This is a genomic window from Actinoplanes sp. NPDC049118 (assembly GCF_040648555.1).
Taxonomy (GTDB): domain Bacteria; phylum Actinomycetota; class Actinomycetes; order Mycobacteriales; family Micromonosporaceae; genus Actinoplanes.
Window position 1 is genome coordinate 187,428 of sequence record NZ_JBEZDY010000002.1, and the last position, 13,956, is coordinate 201,383.

At 72.3% G+C, this 13,956-nt stretch carries 15 protein-coding genes; 13 read left to right on the forward strand and 2 right to left on the reverse strand.

Annotation, left to right across the window (positions count from 1 at the left end):
• Window positions 1-8 precede the first annotated feature (8 nt).
• A complete protein-coding gene (locus AB0B58_RS03390; RefSeq protein WP_360216723.1) occupies window positions 9-947 on the forward strand; it encodes a thiamine-phosphate kinase in 939 nt (312 codons plus the stop codon).
• 24 nt (window positions 948-971) lie between these two features.
• The gene (locus AB0B58_RS03395) at window positions 972-1,430 is read left to right on the forward strand and encodes a GNAT family N-acetyltransferase (RefSeq protein ID WP_360216726.1); all 459 of its coding nucleotides are present in this window, start codon (window positions 972-974) and stop codon (window positions 1,428-1,430) included.
• Between the two features lie 60 nt (window positions 1,431-1,490).
• Here the strand turns inward: AB0B58_RS03395 and rpmB are convergent, their stop codons facing one another.
• On the reverse strand, window positions 1,491-1,682 hold the full coding sequence (gene rpmB, locus AB0B58_RS03400; RefSeq protein WP_023561910.1) for a 50S ribosomal protein L28: 192 nt from the start codon (window positions 1,680-1,682) through the stop codon (window positions 1,491-1,493).
• A gap of 168 nt (window positions 1,683-1,850) precedes the next feature.
• On the opposite strand from rpmB, the gene AB0B58_RS03405 reads away from it, so the two are divergent.
• The 3 genes from AB0B58_RS03405 to AB0B58_RS03415 are packed head-to-tail and all read left to right on the forward strand — an operon-like array spanning window position 1,851 to window position 6,111.
• Entirely contained in the window at window positions 1,851-3,572 is a 1,722-nt protein-coding gene (locus AB0B58_RS03405) for a DAK2 domain-containing protein (protein ID WP_360216730.1), read from the forward strand.
• Window positions 3,569-5,770 carry an ATP-dependent DNA helicase RecG gene (gene recG / locus AB0B58_RS03410; RefSeq protein WP_360216733.1) on the forward strand — a complete coding sequence of 734 codons (2,202 nt, stop codon included), beginning with the start codon at window positions 3,569-3,571 and terminating at the stop codon, window positions 5,768-5,770. The genes AB0B58_RS03405 and recG overlap by 4 nt, the downstream gene beginning before the upstream one ends.
• Window positions 5,767-6,111, forward strand: coding sequence for a DUF952 domain-containing protein (locus AB0B58_RS03415; protein ID WP_360216736.1), 345 nt, complete (start codon window positions 5,767-5,769; stop codon window positions 6,109-6,111). The genes recG and AB0B58_RS03415 overlap by 4 nt, the downstream gene beginning before the upstream one ends.
• A gap of 265 nt (window positions 6,112-6,376) precedes the next feature.
• Here AB0B58_RS03415 and AB0B58_RS03420 read toward each other — a convergent pair whose 3' ends face one another.
• A complete protein-coding gene (locus AB0B58_RS03420; RefSeq protein WP_360216739.1) occupies window positions 6,377-7,879 on the reverse strand; it encodes a cell wall anchor protein in 1,503 nt (500 codons plus the stop codon).
• Window positions 7,880-8,435: 556 nt separating this feature from the next.
• On the opposite strand from AB0B58_RS03420, the gene rsmD reads away from it, so the two are divergent.
• The 8 genes from rsmD (at window position 8,436) to AB0B58_RS03460 (ending at window position 13,942) form a co-directional block, all read left to right on the forward strand.
• Window positions 8,436-9,011: a 16S rRNA (guanine(966)-N(2))-methyltransferase RsmD gene (gene rsmD, locus AB0B58_RS03425; protein ID WP_360216742.1), complete on the forward strand. Its 576-nt coding sequence runs from the start codon at window positions 8,436-8,438 to the stop codon at window positions 9,009-9,011.
• The gene (gene coaD / locus AB0B58_RS03430; protein ID WP_360216744.1) at window positions 9,008-9,487 is read left to right on the forward strand and encodes a pantetheine-phosphate adenylyltransferase; all 480 of its coding nucleotides are present in this window, start codon (window positions 9,008-9,010) and stop codon (window positions 9,485-9,487) included. The genes rsmD and coaD overlap by 4 nt, the downstream gene beginning before the upstream one ends.
• Before the next feature lie 91 nt (window positions 9,488-9,578).
• Window positions 9,579-10,076 (forward strand): hypothetical protein, encoded by a 498-nt coding sequence (locus AB0B58_RS03435; RefSeq protein ID WP_184990054.1) that lies wholly within the window; start codon window positions 9,579-9,581, stop codon window positions 10,074-10,076.
• A 79-nt stretch (window positions 10,077-10,155) separates the two neighbouring features.
• Window positions 10,156-10,719 carry a DUF177 domain-containing protein gene (locus AB0B58_RS03440; RefSeq protein ID WP_360217460.1) on the forward strand — a complete coding sequence of 188 codons (564 nt, stop codon included), beginning with the start codon at window positions 10,156-10,158 and terminating at the stop codon, window positions 10,717-10,719.
• Window positions 10,720-10,724: 5 nt separating this feature from the next.
• Window positions 10,725-10,898, forward strand: a complete 174-nt coding sequence (rpmF, locus tag AB0B58_RS03445; protein ID WP_014694262.1) for a 50S ribosomal protein L32 — start codon at window positions 10,725-10,727, stop codon at window positions 10,896-10,898.
• A gap of 94 nt (window positions 10,899-10,992) precedes the next feature.
• A complete protein-coding gene (locus AB0B58_RS03450; RefSeq protein WP_360217463.1) occupies window positions 10,993-11,985 on the forward strand; it encodes a phosphate acyltransferase PlsX in 993 nt (330 codons plus the stop codon).
• Window positions 11,982-12,767: a ribonuclease III gene (rnc, locus tag AB0B58_RS03455; protein WP_360216749.1), complete on the forward strand. Its 786-nt coding sequence runs from the start codon at window positions 11,982-11,984 to the stop codon at window positions 12,765-12,767. The genes AB0B58_RS03450 and rnc overlap by 4 nt, the downstream gene beginning before the upstream one ends.
• The gene (locus AB0B58_RS03460) at window positions 12,764-13,942 is read left to right on the forward strand and encodes a hypothetical protein (protein ID WP_360216752.1); all 1,179 of its coding nucleotides are present in this window, start codon (window positions 12,764-12,766) and stop codon (window positions 13,940-13,942) included. The genes rnc and AB0B58_RS03460 overlap by 4 nt, the downstream gene beginning before the upstream one ends.
• Window positions 13,943-13,956 lie beyond the last annotated feature (14 nt).

The window sequence follows — 13,956 nt, forward strand, 5'->3', positions numbered from 1 at the left end:
GTGGGACGTTGACAATCGCGGAGGCGGGTGAGTTCGGGCTCATCGCCCGGATCGTCGCGCGGCTCGAGACGGGCACGGCGAGCCTGCTCGGCCCCGGCGACGACGCCGCGGTCGTGGCGGCGCCGGATCGCCGGATCGTGGCGAGCACCGACATCCTGGTCGAGGGCCGGCACTTCCGGCGCGACTGGTCCAGCGCCGCCGACGTGGGCCACCGGGCGGCCGCCGCCAACCTCGCCGACATCGCGGCGATGGGCGCGAAGCCCACCGCGCTGCTGGTCGCGCTCTGCGTGCCGACGGACTTGGAGGCGGACTGGGCCGAGGAGCTGGCCGGCGGCCTGTCGGCGGAGGCGGGCCTGGTCGGCGCGGGCGTGGTCGGCGGCGACATGTCGTCCAGCCCCACGCTGACCGTCGCCGTCACCGCCCTCGGCGACCTGGAGGGCCGCGAGCCGGTGGTGCGCAGCGGCGCCCAGCCGGGCGACGTCGTCGCGCTCGCCGGGCGCACCGGCCACGCCGCGGCCGGGTTCACCATCCTCTCCCGCGGCTTCCGCACGCCGAAGCTGCTCGTCGAGGCGCACCGGCGGCCCGAGGTGCCGTACACGGCCGGTCCCGCCGCCTCCCGGGCCGGCGCCACCGCGATGATCGACATCTCCGACGGGCTGCTGCAGGACCTGGGCCACATCGCCGCCGCCAGCGTGGTCGGCATCGACATCGACCGCAGCGCGTTCGAGATCCCCGGTCAGATGCGCGACGCGGCCTCGGCGCTGGGCGTCGACCCGTACGTCTGGCTGCTCGCCGGCGGGGACGACCACGCGCTGGCCGCGACGTTCCCGGCCGGCGTGGCCCTACCGCCGGGCTGGCGGGCGATCGGCAGCGTGCACGAGGGCACCGGGGTGACCGTCGACCGTCGCCCGTGGCAGGGCGACAAGGGGTGGGACCACTTCCGCTGACCGCGCTGATTAGTGTTTGTCGGCGTGGAGGAGATCAAGATTCGCGAGGCCCGGTTCGACGAGCCCGCCGTGCAGCGACTGATAGCCGAGGCGCTAGCCGAACTCGGCCGCCGGTACGGCGGCAGCGGCGACGACACCCCGGTGGCGGCCTCGGACTTCGCGCCGCCGCGGGGTGCGTTCTTCGTGGCCTACGCGGGCGACGAGCTGCTGGGCTGCGCCGGCTGGCGTGCGCACGGGCAGGACGCCGAGCTCAAGCGGATGTTCACGGTCCCGGCGGCGCGCGGCCGCGGCGTGGCCCGCCGGGTGCTGGCGGCGCTCGAGGAGTCCGCTCGGGAGCGGGGCTGCAAGCGGGTGATCCTGGAGACGGGCGACAAGCAGCCCGAGGCGATCGCCCTGTACCTCAGGTGCGGCTACGAGCGCATCGAGGACTTCGGGTACTACAAGGGTGAGGAGGGTGTGCTGTCCTACGCCCGGGTGCTCTGAGCCGTTTACGCAAACCAGCCCGCCAGGTCGAGGACCTGACGGGCTGCAATGTCGCTGCGGTCAGGCGCGGACGACCTTGCCGGCCTTGATGCACGAGGTGCAGACCTTGAGCTTCTTGGTGTTGCCACCACCGGCAGGGGTGCGCACCGACTGGATGTTCGGGTTCCAGCGGCGGTTGGTCCGCCGGTGCGAGTGGGACACGTTGTGGCCGAAGCCCGGTCCCTTGCCACAGACGTCGCACACGCTAGCCACGGGGTACTCCTGGGATTGATACGAACTTGAGGGTGCCCCGGACAGCCTGCGTCCGGGCAACCTGGCCAGATTACCCGATGGTCGGCCGGGACAGCCAATCGCCCCTTGTCCCGCCTGCCGCGAACCCTGCATCCAGCAATTGTCGGTCCCGGTTAGTACGCTTTTCGCGTGCTGGACTCCCTGGACGCCGCCGCGATACGCCGCTGGTGCGGCGGTGGGCTGGCGTCGCTCCGCGCCCACCAGCACGAGATCGACCAATTGAACGTCTACCCGGTGCCCGACGGCGACACCGGGACCAACCTGGTGCTCACCCTCACCTCGGCGCAGCAGGCCCTCGACGAGCCCCCGGCCCTCTCCGGCGAGGTCGCCGAGGCGGCGGAGCAGACACCGCTGGGGCGCACGATGCGCCGGATGGCACGCGGGGCGCTGCTCGGCGCACGAGGCAACTCGGGCGTCATCGTCTCGCAGATCCTGCGCGGCATGGCCGACGCCTTCGCGACGTCGGTGGCGGTGCGCGGCGGCGAACTGGCCCGGGCGCTGCGCACGGCCAGCGAGGCGGCATACGCGGCGGTGGCCAAGCCGGTCGAGGGCACGGTGCTGTCGGTGGTGGCGGCCGCGGCGGACGGCGCGGGCCGGATCGCCTCGGACGACCTGATCGCGGTGGCGCGGGCCGCGGCCCGCGCGGCGGCGGAGGCCCTGGCCCGCACCCCGCAGCAGCTCCCGATCCTGGCCCGGGCCGGCGTGGTCGACGCGGGCGGACGCGGCCTGGTCCTGCTCCTCGAGGCCCTGGTCGACGCCCTGAGCAACACCGCGTCCCGCCCGCTAGCCGACATCGCCGGGCCCGGACCCGCCGCGGTCGAGGCCCTGGTGCCGCCCGCGGGCGGGTCGCCGGCCGTCTGGGAGGGCTTCGGCTACGAGGTGCAGTACCTCCTCGATGCGGAGCCCGACGCGGTCGACGTGCTCAGGGGCGAGCTCGATCGGCTCGGCGACTCGCTCGTCGTGGTCGGCACCGGCGAGGGGAAGCCGCCCACCTGGAACGTGCACATCCACGTCGACGACATCGGCGCCGCCGTCGAGGCGGGCATCGTCGCCGGCCGTCCACACCGGATCTCCGTCACGAGACTGGTCGACCGCCTGCACCCGCACGGGAGCCACCAACCTTCCGGCGGGGCGACGGCCGTCGGCACCGGCCACGGCGAGCACCGCCGGTCGGCCGACGTGCCGGTCCCGGCCGACCCGGGTGCGCGGGCGGCGGTCGTGGTCGCCGCCGGGGACGGGCTCACCTCCCTCTTCGCCGACGAGGGCGCCGTAGTCGTCGGCCGCAATCCGTCCATCGCCGAGATGCTCGCCGCCATCGCGGCGACCGGCGCCGGCCGGGTGGTGCTGCTGCCCAACGACGCCAACACCCACGCCGTCGCGAGCGCCGCCGCGCGTGAGGCGGCCGCAACCGGGCTGCGGGTCAGCGTGGTGCCGACGCGCTCCCCGGTGCAGGCGCTCGCCGCGCTCGCCGTGCGAGACGCGCAGCGCCCCTTCGACGACGACGTCATCGCCATGGCCGAGGCCGCCGGCGCCTGCCGCTACGGCGAGGTCTGCACCGCCAGCCGGGAGGCGCTCACCGTGGCCGGCCGGTGCCGGCCCGGCGACCTCCTCGGCCTGGTCGACGGCGAGGTGCACGTGATCGGCGCCGACCTCGAGGAGGTCTGCCGCCGGCTGCTCGACCGGATGCTCGGCGGCGGTGGCGAACTGGCCACCCTGGTGCTCGGCGCCGACGCGCCCGCCGGCCTCGACGAACGGCTGCGCGGCCACCTCGCCCACGAGTGGCCCTTCGTCGAGCTGCACTGCTACGCGGGCGGCCAGCCCCGCTACCACCTGCTGGTAGGAGTGGAATGACCGACACGACCACCGTCACCACCACCGGCACCCCGCTGGAGAAGGTGCTCGGCGCCGCGAAGGCCAAGGCCCTCGCCACCCATCTCGACCTGCACACCGCGGGCGACCTCATCTATCACTTCCCGCGCCGCTACGACGAGCGCGGCGAGCACACCGACATGCGGAAACTCGAGGTGGGCGAGCAGGTCACCCTGCTCGCGCAGGTGAAGAGCACGACGGTGCGCCCGATGCGGCAGCGCCGCGGCAACATGCTCGAGATCACCATCGGCGACGGCAGCGGGGCGACGCTGACGTGCACCTTCTTCAATCAGGCGTGGCGCGAGCGGGAGCTGCGCACCGGACGGTGGGGGCTGTTCGCCGGAAAGATCACCGAATTCCGGGGCAAGCGCCAGCTCAACGGGCCCGCCTACCAGCTGCTCAAGGCCGACGCGACGCAGGACGAGGCCGCCGAGGAGATCGAGGAGTTCGCCGGCGCGCTGATCCCGGTCTACCCGGCGGCGGCCGCGGTGCCGACGTGGACCATCGCGCGCTACGTGCGGGAGGTGCTGGAGAACTTCCAGCCGCCCGAGGATCCGTTGCCGGGCACGGTCCGCGCGAGCCGCAACCTCATCGGGATCGGCAAGGCCCTGCGGGAGATCCACCGGCCCAGCTCCGACAAGGACCTGCACCTCGCCAAGTACAGGTTGAAGTGGGACGAGGCCTTCGCCGTACAGCTGACGCTGGTGCAGCGCAAGGCCCGGGCGTCCGCGTTGCCCGGCAGGTCCCGGCCGCGCAGCGAGGCCGGGCTGCTCGCGAAGTTCGACGCGACGCTGCCTTACGAGCTGACCGAGGGGCAGGCGCAGGTCGGCGAGGAGATCGCCGCGGACCTGGCGCGGGAACATCCGATGCACCGGCTGCTGCAGGGCGAGGTCGGCTCGGGCAAGACGCTGGTCGCGGTCCGCGCGATGCTTCAGGTCGTCGACGCGGGCGGGCAGGCCGCGCTGCTGGCGCCGACCGAGGTGCTCGCCACCCAGCATCACCGCAGCATCGGCGCTCAGCTGGGCGCGCTGGGCCGGGCCGGCGAGCTGGACGGCGACCCCGACGGCACGCAGCTGACCCTGGTCACCGGTTCGCTCGGGGCGGCGGCCCGCCGGGCCGCGCTGGCCAAGGTCGCCGACGGCAGCGCCGGCATCGTCGTCGGCACCCACGCCCTGCTCTACGAGGGCGTCGACTTCCACGACCTCGCCCTGGTGGTGGTCGACGAGCAGCACCGGTTCGGCGTCGAGCAGCGCGACGCCCTGCGCGCCAAGGCGGCCCAGCCGCCGCACGTGCTGGTCATGACCGCCACGCCGATCCCGCGCACCGTCGCGATGACCGTGTACGGCGACCTGGAGACGTCCACGCTGTCGCAGCTGCCGCGCGGCCGCTCGCCCATCGCATCGCACGTGGTGCCGCCAGAACGCCCGGCGTTCCTGGAGCGGGCCTGGCAGCGGGTGCGCGAGGAGGTGAAGGCCGGCCACCAGGCCTACGTGGTGTGCCCGCGGATCGGCGCGACCGAGGCGGAGGAGGACGAGCAGCCGCCCGGCGACAACGAGCCGGCCCGCCGCCCGCCGCTCGCGGTGATGGAGGTCGCGCCGATCCTCGAGGAGGGCCCGCTGCACGGCCTGCGGATCGGCATCCTGCACGGCAAGCTGCCCGCGGACGAGAAGGACGCGGTGATGCGCCGCTTCGCCGCCGGCGACCTCGACGTGCTGGTCGCGACCACGGTCATCGAGGTCGGCGTCGACGTGCCCAACTCCACCGTAATGATCATCATGGACGCGGACCGCTTCGGCGTCTCCCAGCTGCACCAGCTGCGCGGACGTGTGGGCCGGGGCTCGGCGCCGGGCATCTGCCTGCTGGTGACCGAGGCGACCGAGGGCACCCCGGCCCGCGAGCGACTCGACGCGGTGGCGTCCACGACGGACGGCTTCCGGCTGGCGGAGCTCGACCTGGAGCAGCGCCGCGAGGGCGACGTGCTCGGCGCGTTGCAGTCCGGCCGGCACAGCCACCTGCGGCTGCTCTCGCTGCTGCGGGACAAGAACCTCATCACCGACGCCCGCGCGGAGGCGTCCGAGCTGGTGAGCGAGGACCCGACCCTGGCGAAACACCCGGCGCTGCTGGCCTCGGTGACGGCGCTGGTCGATGAGGAACGCGCCGAATACCTGGAGAAGGGATGATCCTGCACTTCTGCCCCCGCGCCGAGTGGGACGCCGCCGAGGCCGCCGGCGTCTACCGGGCCGACACGCTGCTTAGCCAGGGCTTCATCCACTGCTCCACCCCGGACCAGGTGGCGGTCCCGGCGACGGCGCTGGCCCGGGGGCGGCGGGACATCGTGCTGCTGGAGATCGACGAGGAGCGGCTGAGCAGGCCGGTCGTCTGGGAGCAGGGGGATCCGCCGGATCCGGGCGGCATGCTGTTCCCGCACGTCTACGAGCCGATCCCGGTGGCGGCGGTCGTCGCGGTCCACAGCTACCTGCCGGGACCGGACGGTGTCTTTCACAAGCCAACGGGCCTCTAGGAGTCGTACCGGAAGGTAACGGCGCGGACGGCGATGCCGCAGCGCGGATGTTGTCTGACCGGTTCGCCGGGCTCGGACTGACCCCCGATCCGGGTGCGGTCGCGGAGGTGTTCGACGCCCGGAGCATGTTCGCCGAGGAGACGCCTGCCGACGTTCTGACGGCGCTGGGCCTGGCCCGGCTGACTGAGCGCGCCTACCTCGGGGAAAGGAAAGGGTGCGCCAGCCGTTTCCGGCCGACGCACCCTTTCAGTGCAGTGCTCTTGGATCAGGCGGTGAAGGTGATCTTGCGCCGCCGGGCGAGGAAGAAGAGCACGCCGCCCGCGATCAGCAGGACGGCCGCGCCGGCCGCGATGCCGCCGGCCACCGGGCCGGTGACGGGCAGGGTCGGCTCGTCGCTGTCGCCGCCGCCGCTGCCGCTGCCGCCATCGGACTCGCAGTCCGCGTCGGCGAGCGTGGCCTTGATCGGCTCGACGTCCAGGCCGGCGAACTCGACCGTCGCGAAGCCGGCGTCGCCGATCTGGAAGGAGACCTTCTCCGACTTACCGGCGGCGACGGTCACGGTCTTGGTCGAGTCGCCGTAGGTGATCTTCGCGGTCGCCGGGGTGACGCCCTCGGGGTTCTCCACGGTGATCGTGACGGTCTCGCAGTCGTTCTCGACGACGACGCTGGGCAGCGCGCAGTCCGCCGGCGGCGCCCAGTTGTAGACGACGTCCTCGAGGCCGGGTGCCGAGACGGTGACGGTGCCCGAGCCGGCCGGGACCTCGACGGTCTCGCCCTTGCCCGGCTTCACGGTGACGGTCTTGCTGAACTCGCCGGCCTTGACGGTGAAGTCGATGTCGTACTTGGCGGTGACCCCGTTGTTGCTGAGGTTCAGCGAGATGGTGCCGTCACACTGCGACAGCGGCTCGACGGCGGGCGTCTGGCAGCCCTTCGAGCCGCCGTTGAACCAGCCCTGCGGGCCCTTCGAGCGACCGCCGAGGCCGCTGCCGCTGCCCAGCTTCGTGTCGCCGTAGCGCTTACCACCCTCGGTGATCTCCGAGATGATGTCGTCCTTGTCGCCGAAGAAGAGGTCGACCTGGGTGTTGCAGTCCGGCACGTCGACCTCCAGCTTCACCGAGCGCTGCTCGTTGGTGATGGAGTCGGTGTCGTCGTCGAACGCGTACTGCGGCACCGAGAACTGCGGCTTCGGCGCGAAGTAGGAGACCAGCGTGACCGGCTCGCCCTCGCAGAGCTTGATGCCCTCGTCGAGGGTGACGGTCGCGTTCCAGCCCTCTTCGGACTTGCCGAAGGTGTGGGTGAACTTCGCCTTGTCCGGCTGGACGCAGGGGGTCTCGGCGGGCGCGCACGGACCGGTGAGTGTGACGCTGCCCTTGTTGTTCTCGTCCGTGTGGCCGTCCACGGCCCAGCGCGAGGTGAAGGAGACGGTGGCCTCGGTGGCGTTGCCGTCAACCACCTGCTTGACGACCAGTTCGCCGTCGTACCGGTGCCCGTAGCGCTCCTCGGCCTTGGGGATCACCGTGCCGACCTGCAGGCCCTCGACGGCGGAGGGCGTCGTGGTGAGCGCCGCGACCGTGGCGTCGGCGTGGTAGTCGTTGGTCAGCGTCCACGTGACGATGTGTTTGCCGGCGGCGGTGTCACACTCGGCGACGCCTGTGATCTTGGTGGCGTGGGCGCTGGCGGGGGCGGCGACGAACGCGACTCCGCTCAGGCCGATGAGCGCACCCGCGAGGACGGTCGCGGTGCGACGGAGCGGGGAGTTCAACTTCACGTGTACTCCATGTGACGGCGGAACGAGGGGACACGGCACAGGGAGACATGGAGCCAACGTCAGAGGCGGGCCCGCGACGACGCCTCCCCGCATCGTCGAGCCGACGGCGTTACGTCGGCGCTGTAGCGGCCTGACGATAGCCATCTCGATGAATCTGCGAAACGGCTCAGGGCGCCTTAAGTCTGTTGTGGCCCATCCGAGACAATCGCTCTACCGTGAGGCGTCTCATCGATGCGGTGAGTATCGATCACTGCTCTCGGCAGTCACAGTGGATAGCGATGGGGCATGCCGTCCGTGACGGGTCTGCGTGCCCGTTTCGTGAGGACTGGTCACGTGATCGGACGGGGGCGTGAAAGATCGGCCCGACGCCGCGGCGAAACCCCGCGGGGGCGGCGGGCCGTCGGCCCCTCATACGGGACGGATCGGATCTACCGGGCGCGGTTGGCGCGGCGCCGAGATTGTTCGCGGTGGCGGGTAAAAACTCACTCCGCAGTGGCCGGTCCGCACCGGTGGCGTAACGTCACCCTGTGCTACTTGCAGACCTCAAAGAGGCCGCATGACCAGGATCATCGCCGGCGCGCACGGCGGCCGGAGGATCGTCGCTCCGCCCGGCGCGCAGACCCGGCCCACCTCCGACCGGGTGCGCGAGGCCTATTTCAGCGCGATCGCCACCCTGACCGATCTGGACGGTGCCCGGTTCGCCGACCTTTATGCCGGTTCCGGGGCGGTCGGGCTCGAGGCTCTCTCGCGCGGTGCCGCCCACGCGCTGCTCGTGGAGGCGGACGGGAAGGCGGCCAGGGCGATCCGGGACAACATCGTCACGCTCCGTGTCGGGAACTCCGCGCGGCTGGTCACCGGGAAGGTCCTCCAGGTGCTCTCCGGGCCGCCCGAGGGCGGGCCGTTCGACGTGATCTTCGCCGACCCCCCGTACGCGGTCGACGACGACGAGGTCGCCGAGGTCCAGCGGGCGCTGGTCGCCAACGGCTGGCTGGCCGAGGACGCCGTGGTGACCTTCGAGCGCTCGACCCGCACGGCGGTGCGTGGCGAGCCGCTGAAGTGGGTGGACGGCATCACCGAGGAGCGCAGTCGGCGCTACGGCGAGACCACCCTTTGGTACGGTCGCCGATCATGAGACGCGCGGTCTGTCCCGGGTCCTTCGACCCGGTCACCAACGGTCATCTCGACATCATCGGCCGGGCCAGCCGGCTCTTCGATGAGGTCATCGTCGGCGTACTGATCAACCACTCGAAGTCCGGGCTCTTCACGATCGAGGAGCGGATCGAGATGCTGGGCCAGGCCACGGCCTCGTACGGCAACATCCGGGTCGAGTCCTTCCACGGTCTGCTTGTCGACTTCTGCCGGGCGCAGGGTGCCGCGGTGGTCATCAAGGGGCTGCGCGCGGTCAGCGACTTCGACTACGAGTTGCAGATGGCGCAGATGAACATCGGCCTCTCCGGCGTGGAGACGTTGTTCATGCCCACTAACCCGCTGTACTCGTTCCTGTCTTCCAGTCTGGTCAAGGACGTGGTCAAGTGGGGTGGGGACGCGTCGTCCTACGTGCCTGACTTCGTCGGTGAGCGCCTGGTGACCCGACTGCGGCAAAACTGACGGCGCGCCCTTTGCGGCTTCATCATCGGGTACGGCAGTAACGTGATCGCACCACTCAGCGTGAGTGCGAGATGACAGGAGTGAGGCGCCGGTGGATCCGCTCGACCGCATCGACGAGATCATCTCCATGGTGGAGACGGCACGCTCGGTGCCGATGTCCCGGACCAACTTCATGTTCGACCGCGGTGAGATGGTCGCGATCCTGGACGAGCTGCGCGCCGAGCTCCCGGGCGACCTGCGCCGGGCCGGCGCCCTGCTCGAGGAGCGCGACAAGATCATCGATGCGGGGAAGCGGGAGGCGGACCGGATCATCGGCGAGGGTGAGACCGAGCACGCCCGGCTCGTCTCCGTCAACGAGATCACCGTCTCCGCCGAGCACGAGGGTGCCCGGATCATCGCCGAGGCGCGGGCCGAGGCGCAGCGGCTGCGCGAGGAGGTCGACGACTACGTCGACACCGCGCTCGCCAACTTCGAACAGTTCCTGACCAGGGCGCTTGGGTCGATAGAGCGGGGCCGCGACAAGATGCACGCGCTGCGCGAGATCGGCACTTTCCAGGGCGAGGACCACGAGCGCCCGCTGCCCTTCTGACGGCCCCACCCGATTCGACGCTGAGCCCGCTGCTCAGGTAACCTTTCCTGTCGGCCTACCTACAGGCTGAGAGTTCATGATGCCCAAGCACACGCAGAAACACCTCGATCCCAGGCAGCCGCTGGTCGTCGACACGACGAAACTCCCGCGCCAGCCCGGGGCGACGCGTGCCCTGAAAAGGGTGGTGCCGGCACCGGCGGACCTCGGCCTGGAACTGATCTCGGTGCCCACGGGTTCCGACCTCGAGCTCGATCTGAGCCTGACGTCGGTCTCCGAGGGCGTCTACGTCAACGGCAAGGTCCGCGGCTCGCTCTCCGGCGAGTGCGGTCGCTGCCTCAACGAGATCTCCGAGTCGTTCGGCGTCGAGATCGCGGAGCTTTTCGCGTACGCGGACAGCACCACGGAGGAGACGACGGACGAGGACGAGGTGGGCCGGATGCAGGGCGACCTGCTCGACCTGGAGCCGGCGGTACGTGACGCGGTGGTGCTGACACTGCCGACCAATCCGGTCTGCCGGCCGGACTGCCCAGGGTTGTGCCCCGAGTGCGGGGTGCATCTCGACGATCTTCCGGCTGATCACAGCCACGAGGAAGTCGATCCCCGCTGGGCCGCTTTGCGCAATCTGTCGAAAACTGAGGAGTAGGTACCGTGGCCGTCCCCAAGCGCAAGATGTCGCGCAGCAACACCCGGTCCCGCCGGGCGAACTGGAAGGCGACCGCGGTCTCGACCGTGGCCTGCCCCCAGTGCAAGTCGCCGAAGCTGCCGCACACCGCCTGCTCGGTCTGCGGCACCTACAACGGCCGTCAGGTCCTCGAGGTCTGAGCACCACTTCGTGATACGCCCGATCCTCGGGCGGGTCGCACCTGAGCGGCGGCGAACGTCCGGTGCCCAGGCTCCGGAGCAGTCCGGCCGAGACATCTCGGCCGACGCTGCACCGGAGTCGGGCACCGCGCGGATCGCCGTCGACCTCCTCGGCGGGGACCATGCTCCCGCCGTCGTGGTTGACGGCGCTCTGCGCGCCTGCCAGGCCGATCCGGCCCTACAGCTGCTTCTCGTCGGCCCCGTCGAGGCCTCCGACGCGATTCTCGGCGCCCTCGACCCGGCCGACCGGGTCCGGGTGCGCACCCTCGCCGCCCCCGCCGGCCTGTGCGGGCCGGACACCGCCGAACCGGACGTCAACCGGGTCGAGTCCGGCGTGCGGACGGCCGTGCTCGCCGTCGCGCAGGGCCACGCCGACGCGGTCGTCTCCGCCGGCAACACCGGCGCCACCGTCAGCTCCGCCGCGCTCGCGCTCGGCCGCTGGTCCGGCGTGCGCCGCCCGGCGCTCGCCGCCGTGCTGCCCACCGCCGCCGGCCGCCTCGTCCTGCTCGACGTCGGCGCCTCCGTCGATCCCGACGAGAACACCCTCGCCGTGCACGCACGGCTCGGCGCCGCGTACGCCGCCGTCGTCCACGACCTCGCGGAGCCACGGGTGGGCCTGCTCACCATCGGCACCGAGCGCGGCAAGGGCGATCGGCTGCGCCGGGCCGTCCCCGCGGTGCTGGCCGCGCTCGACCTGCCCGCCGCCGCCCGCTACGCCGGCCTCGTCGAGGGCAACGACGTGGTGACCGGCGCGACGGCCGATGTCGTGGTGACCGACGGCTTCACCGGAAACGTCCTGCTCAAGGGCCTCGAAGCGGCGTACGCGCTGGCCCGGCCCCCGCACCCGGGCGAGACACCGCCCCGGGCCGCCATCCTGCTCGGCGTCGGCGGCACCGTCGTCGTCTGCCACGGCGCCGCGACCGGGGACGACGTCGCCGCCGGCATCGCCCTCGCCGCCGGCCTGCACCGCCGCGCCGCGGTGCCGGCCATCGCCGACCTGATCCAGCCACAGGCAGCAGCGCAAGACGACCCCAGAGGTGGTTCATGAGCAGTAGTGACAAGCGCCGCCGGCCCTCCACCGAGCCGCTGGAGGAGGCGTTCGGCATTCCGTTCGAGCCCGGCCTGCTCGAGCGTGCACTGACCCACCGCTCGTACGCGTACGAGAACGGCGGCCTTCCGACCAACGAGCGCCTGGAGTTCCTCGGCGACTCGGTGCTGGGCGTGGTGATCACCTCGGCGCTCTTCCACAACCACCCCGACCTGCCGGAGGGCCAGCTGGCGAAGCTGCGCGCCAGCGTGGTCAACATGCATGCGCTCGCCGACGTCGCACGTACGCTCGGCCCGCAGGGTCTCGGCCCGCACCTGCTGCTCGGCAAGGGCGAGGAGACGACCGGCGGGCGGGACAAGGCCAGCATCCTGGCGGACACCCTGGAGGCGCTGCTCGGCGCCATCTACCTGGAGCACGGCCTGGACGTTGCCGGCGAGGTGATCCACCGGCTCTTCGACCCGCTGATGGCGGAGTCCGCCGGCCGGGGCGCGGCGCTGGACTGGAAGACGAGCCTGCAGGAGCTGACCGCGGCGCTCGGCCTCGGCGTGCCGGACTACCTGATCGACGATGCCGGGCCCGACCACGCGAAGACGTTCACCGCCTGGGTCGTGGTGGCCGGCGAGCGCTACGGCGGCTCGGACGGGCGCAGCAAGAAGCAGGCCGAGCAGCGGGCCGCCGCCGCGGCGTGGCGCGTGCTCACCGAGCGGGCCGATGCGGACACCCCGCCGCCCGCGGTCGCCGGCGGCGGCCACACCGAGCTGCCCGAGGCCGCCGGCCGGTGAGCGTGACGGCTGAGGAGGCCGGCGCCGAGGCGCCCGCCGTCGCCGAGGGGCTGTGGGACAAGGCCGGCCGGTGGCGCGGCGTCGGCATCGCGGTCGGCATCCTCGCGCTTACCCGCGTCGTCCAGCTGCTCCTGCTGGTCGGGCTCGACCGCGCCACCGCCGAGCCCGCGGGGCTGCGCGCCAACCTGCTGATCTGGGACGGCGGCTGGTTCCTGCGGGTCGCCGAGGGTTATCCGTCCGGCTACACCTACGGCACCGACGGCGCGCTGCAGGGCAACGAGCTGGCCTTCTTCCCGCTATACCCGATGCTGATCCGCGGGCTGTCCGCGCTCGCCCTCGACCCGGGCACCGCCGCGATCGCGGTGAGCTGGCTCGCCTCGGTCGGCGCCGCGATCGCCCTGCACCTGCTCGGCACCAGCCTGTACGGCCGCCGCGCCGGCTGGGCCCTGGTCGCGATCTGCTGCAGCGCCCCGATGTCGGTGGTGCTCTCGATGGCGTACTCGGAGAGCCTCTTCCTCGCCCTGGTCGCCGGGATGTTCGTGGCCGCGCACCGCCAGGTCTGGTGGGCGGCGGGGCTGCTCGGCCTCGGTGCCGCGCTGACCCGCCCGACCGGCGCGGCCGCCGCGGTCGGCCTGGCGGTCGCCGCGATCATCGCGGTCCGCCGCGATCCGGCGAACCGGTGGCCGCCCCTCGCCGCGGCCGCGGTGGCGCTGGCCGGGGTGCCCGCCTACCTGGGCTGGGTGGCGTGGCGGGTCGGCGACGCCGAGGCCTGGTTCAGGATCCAGACCGCGGGCTGGGGCACGTCCTTCGACTTCGGCGCGAGCACGATCGACTTCCTGGCCCGGACGCTGACCACCGGCGAGGGCTGGGTGCCGATGAGCGTCGCGCTGATCCTGCTCGTGGCGGTCGCGGCGGCCGGGGTGGCGCTGGCCGGCCGCCCGTGGCTGCCGCTCGCGGTCTACGGCGTCGTCGCCATGGTGCTCGCGTACGGGCAGGCCGGCTACTACCACTCCAAGCCGCGGCTGCTGCTGCCCGTACTGTTGACGCTGCTGCCCGCCGTCGTCGCCGCGGCCCGCGCCCGGCCCCGGGTCGCGGTGCTGTCCATCGCCGGGTGGGCCGCGTTCGGCCTCTGGTACGGCGCGTACCTGGTAGCCGTCTGGCCGTACACGATCTGACCGGACCTTAAGGA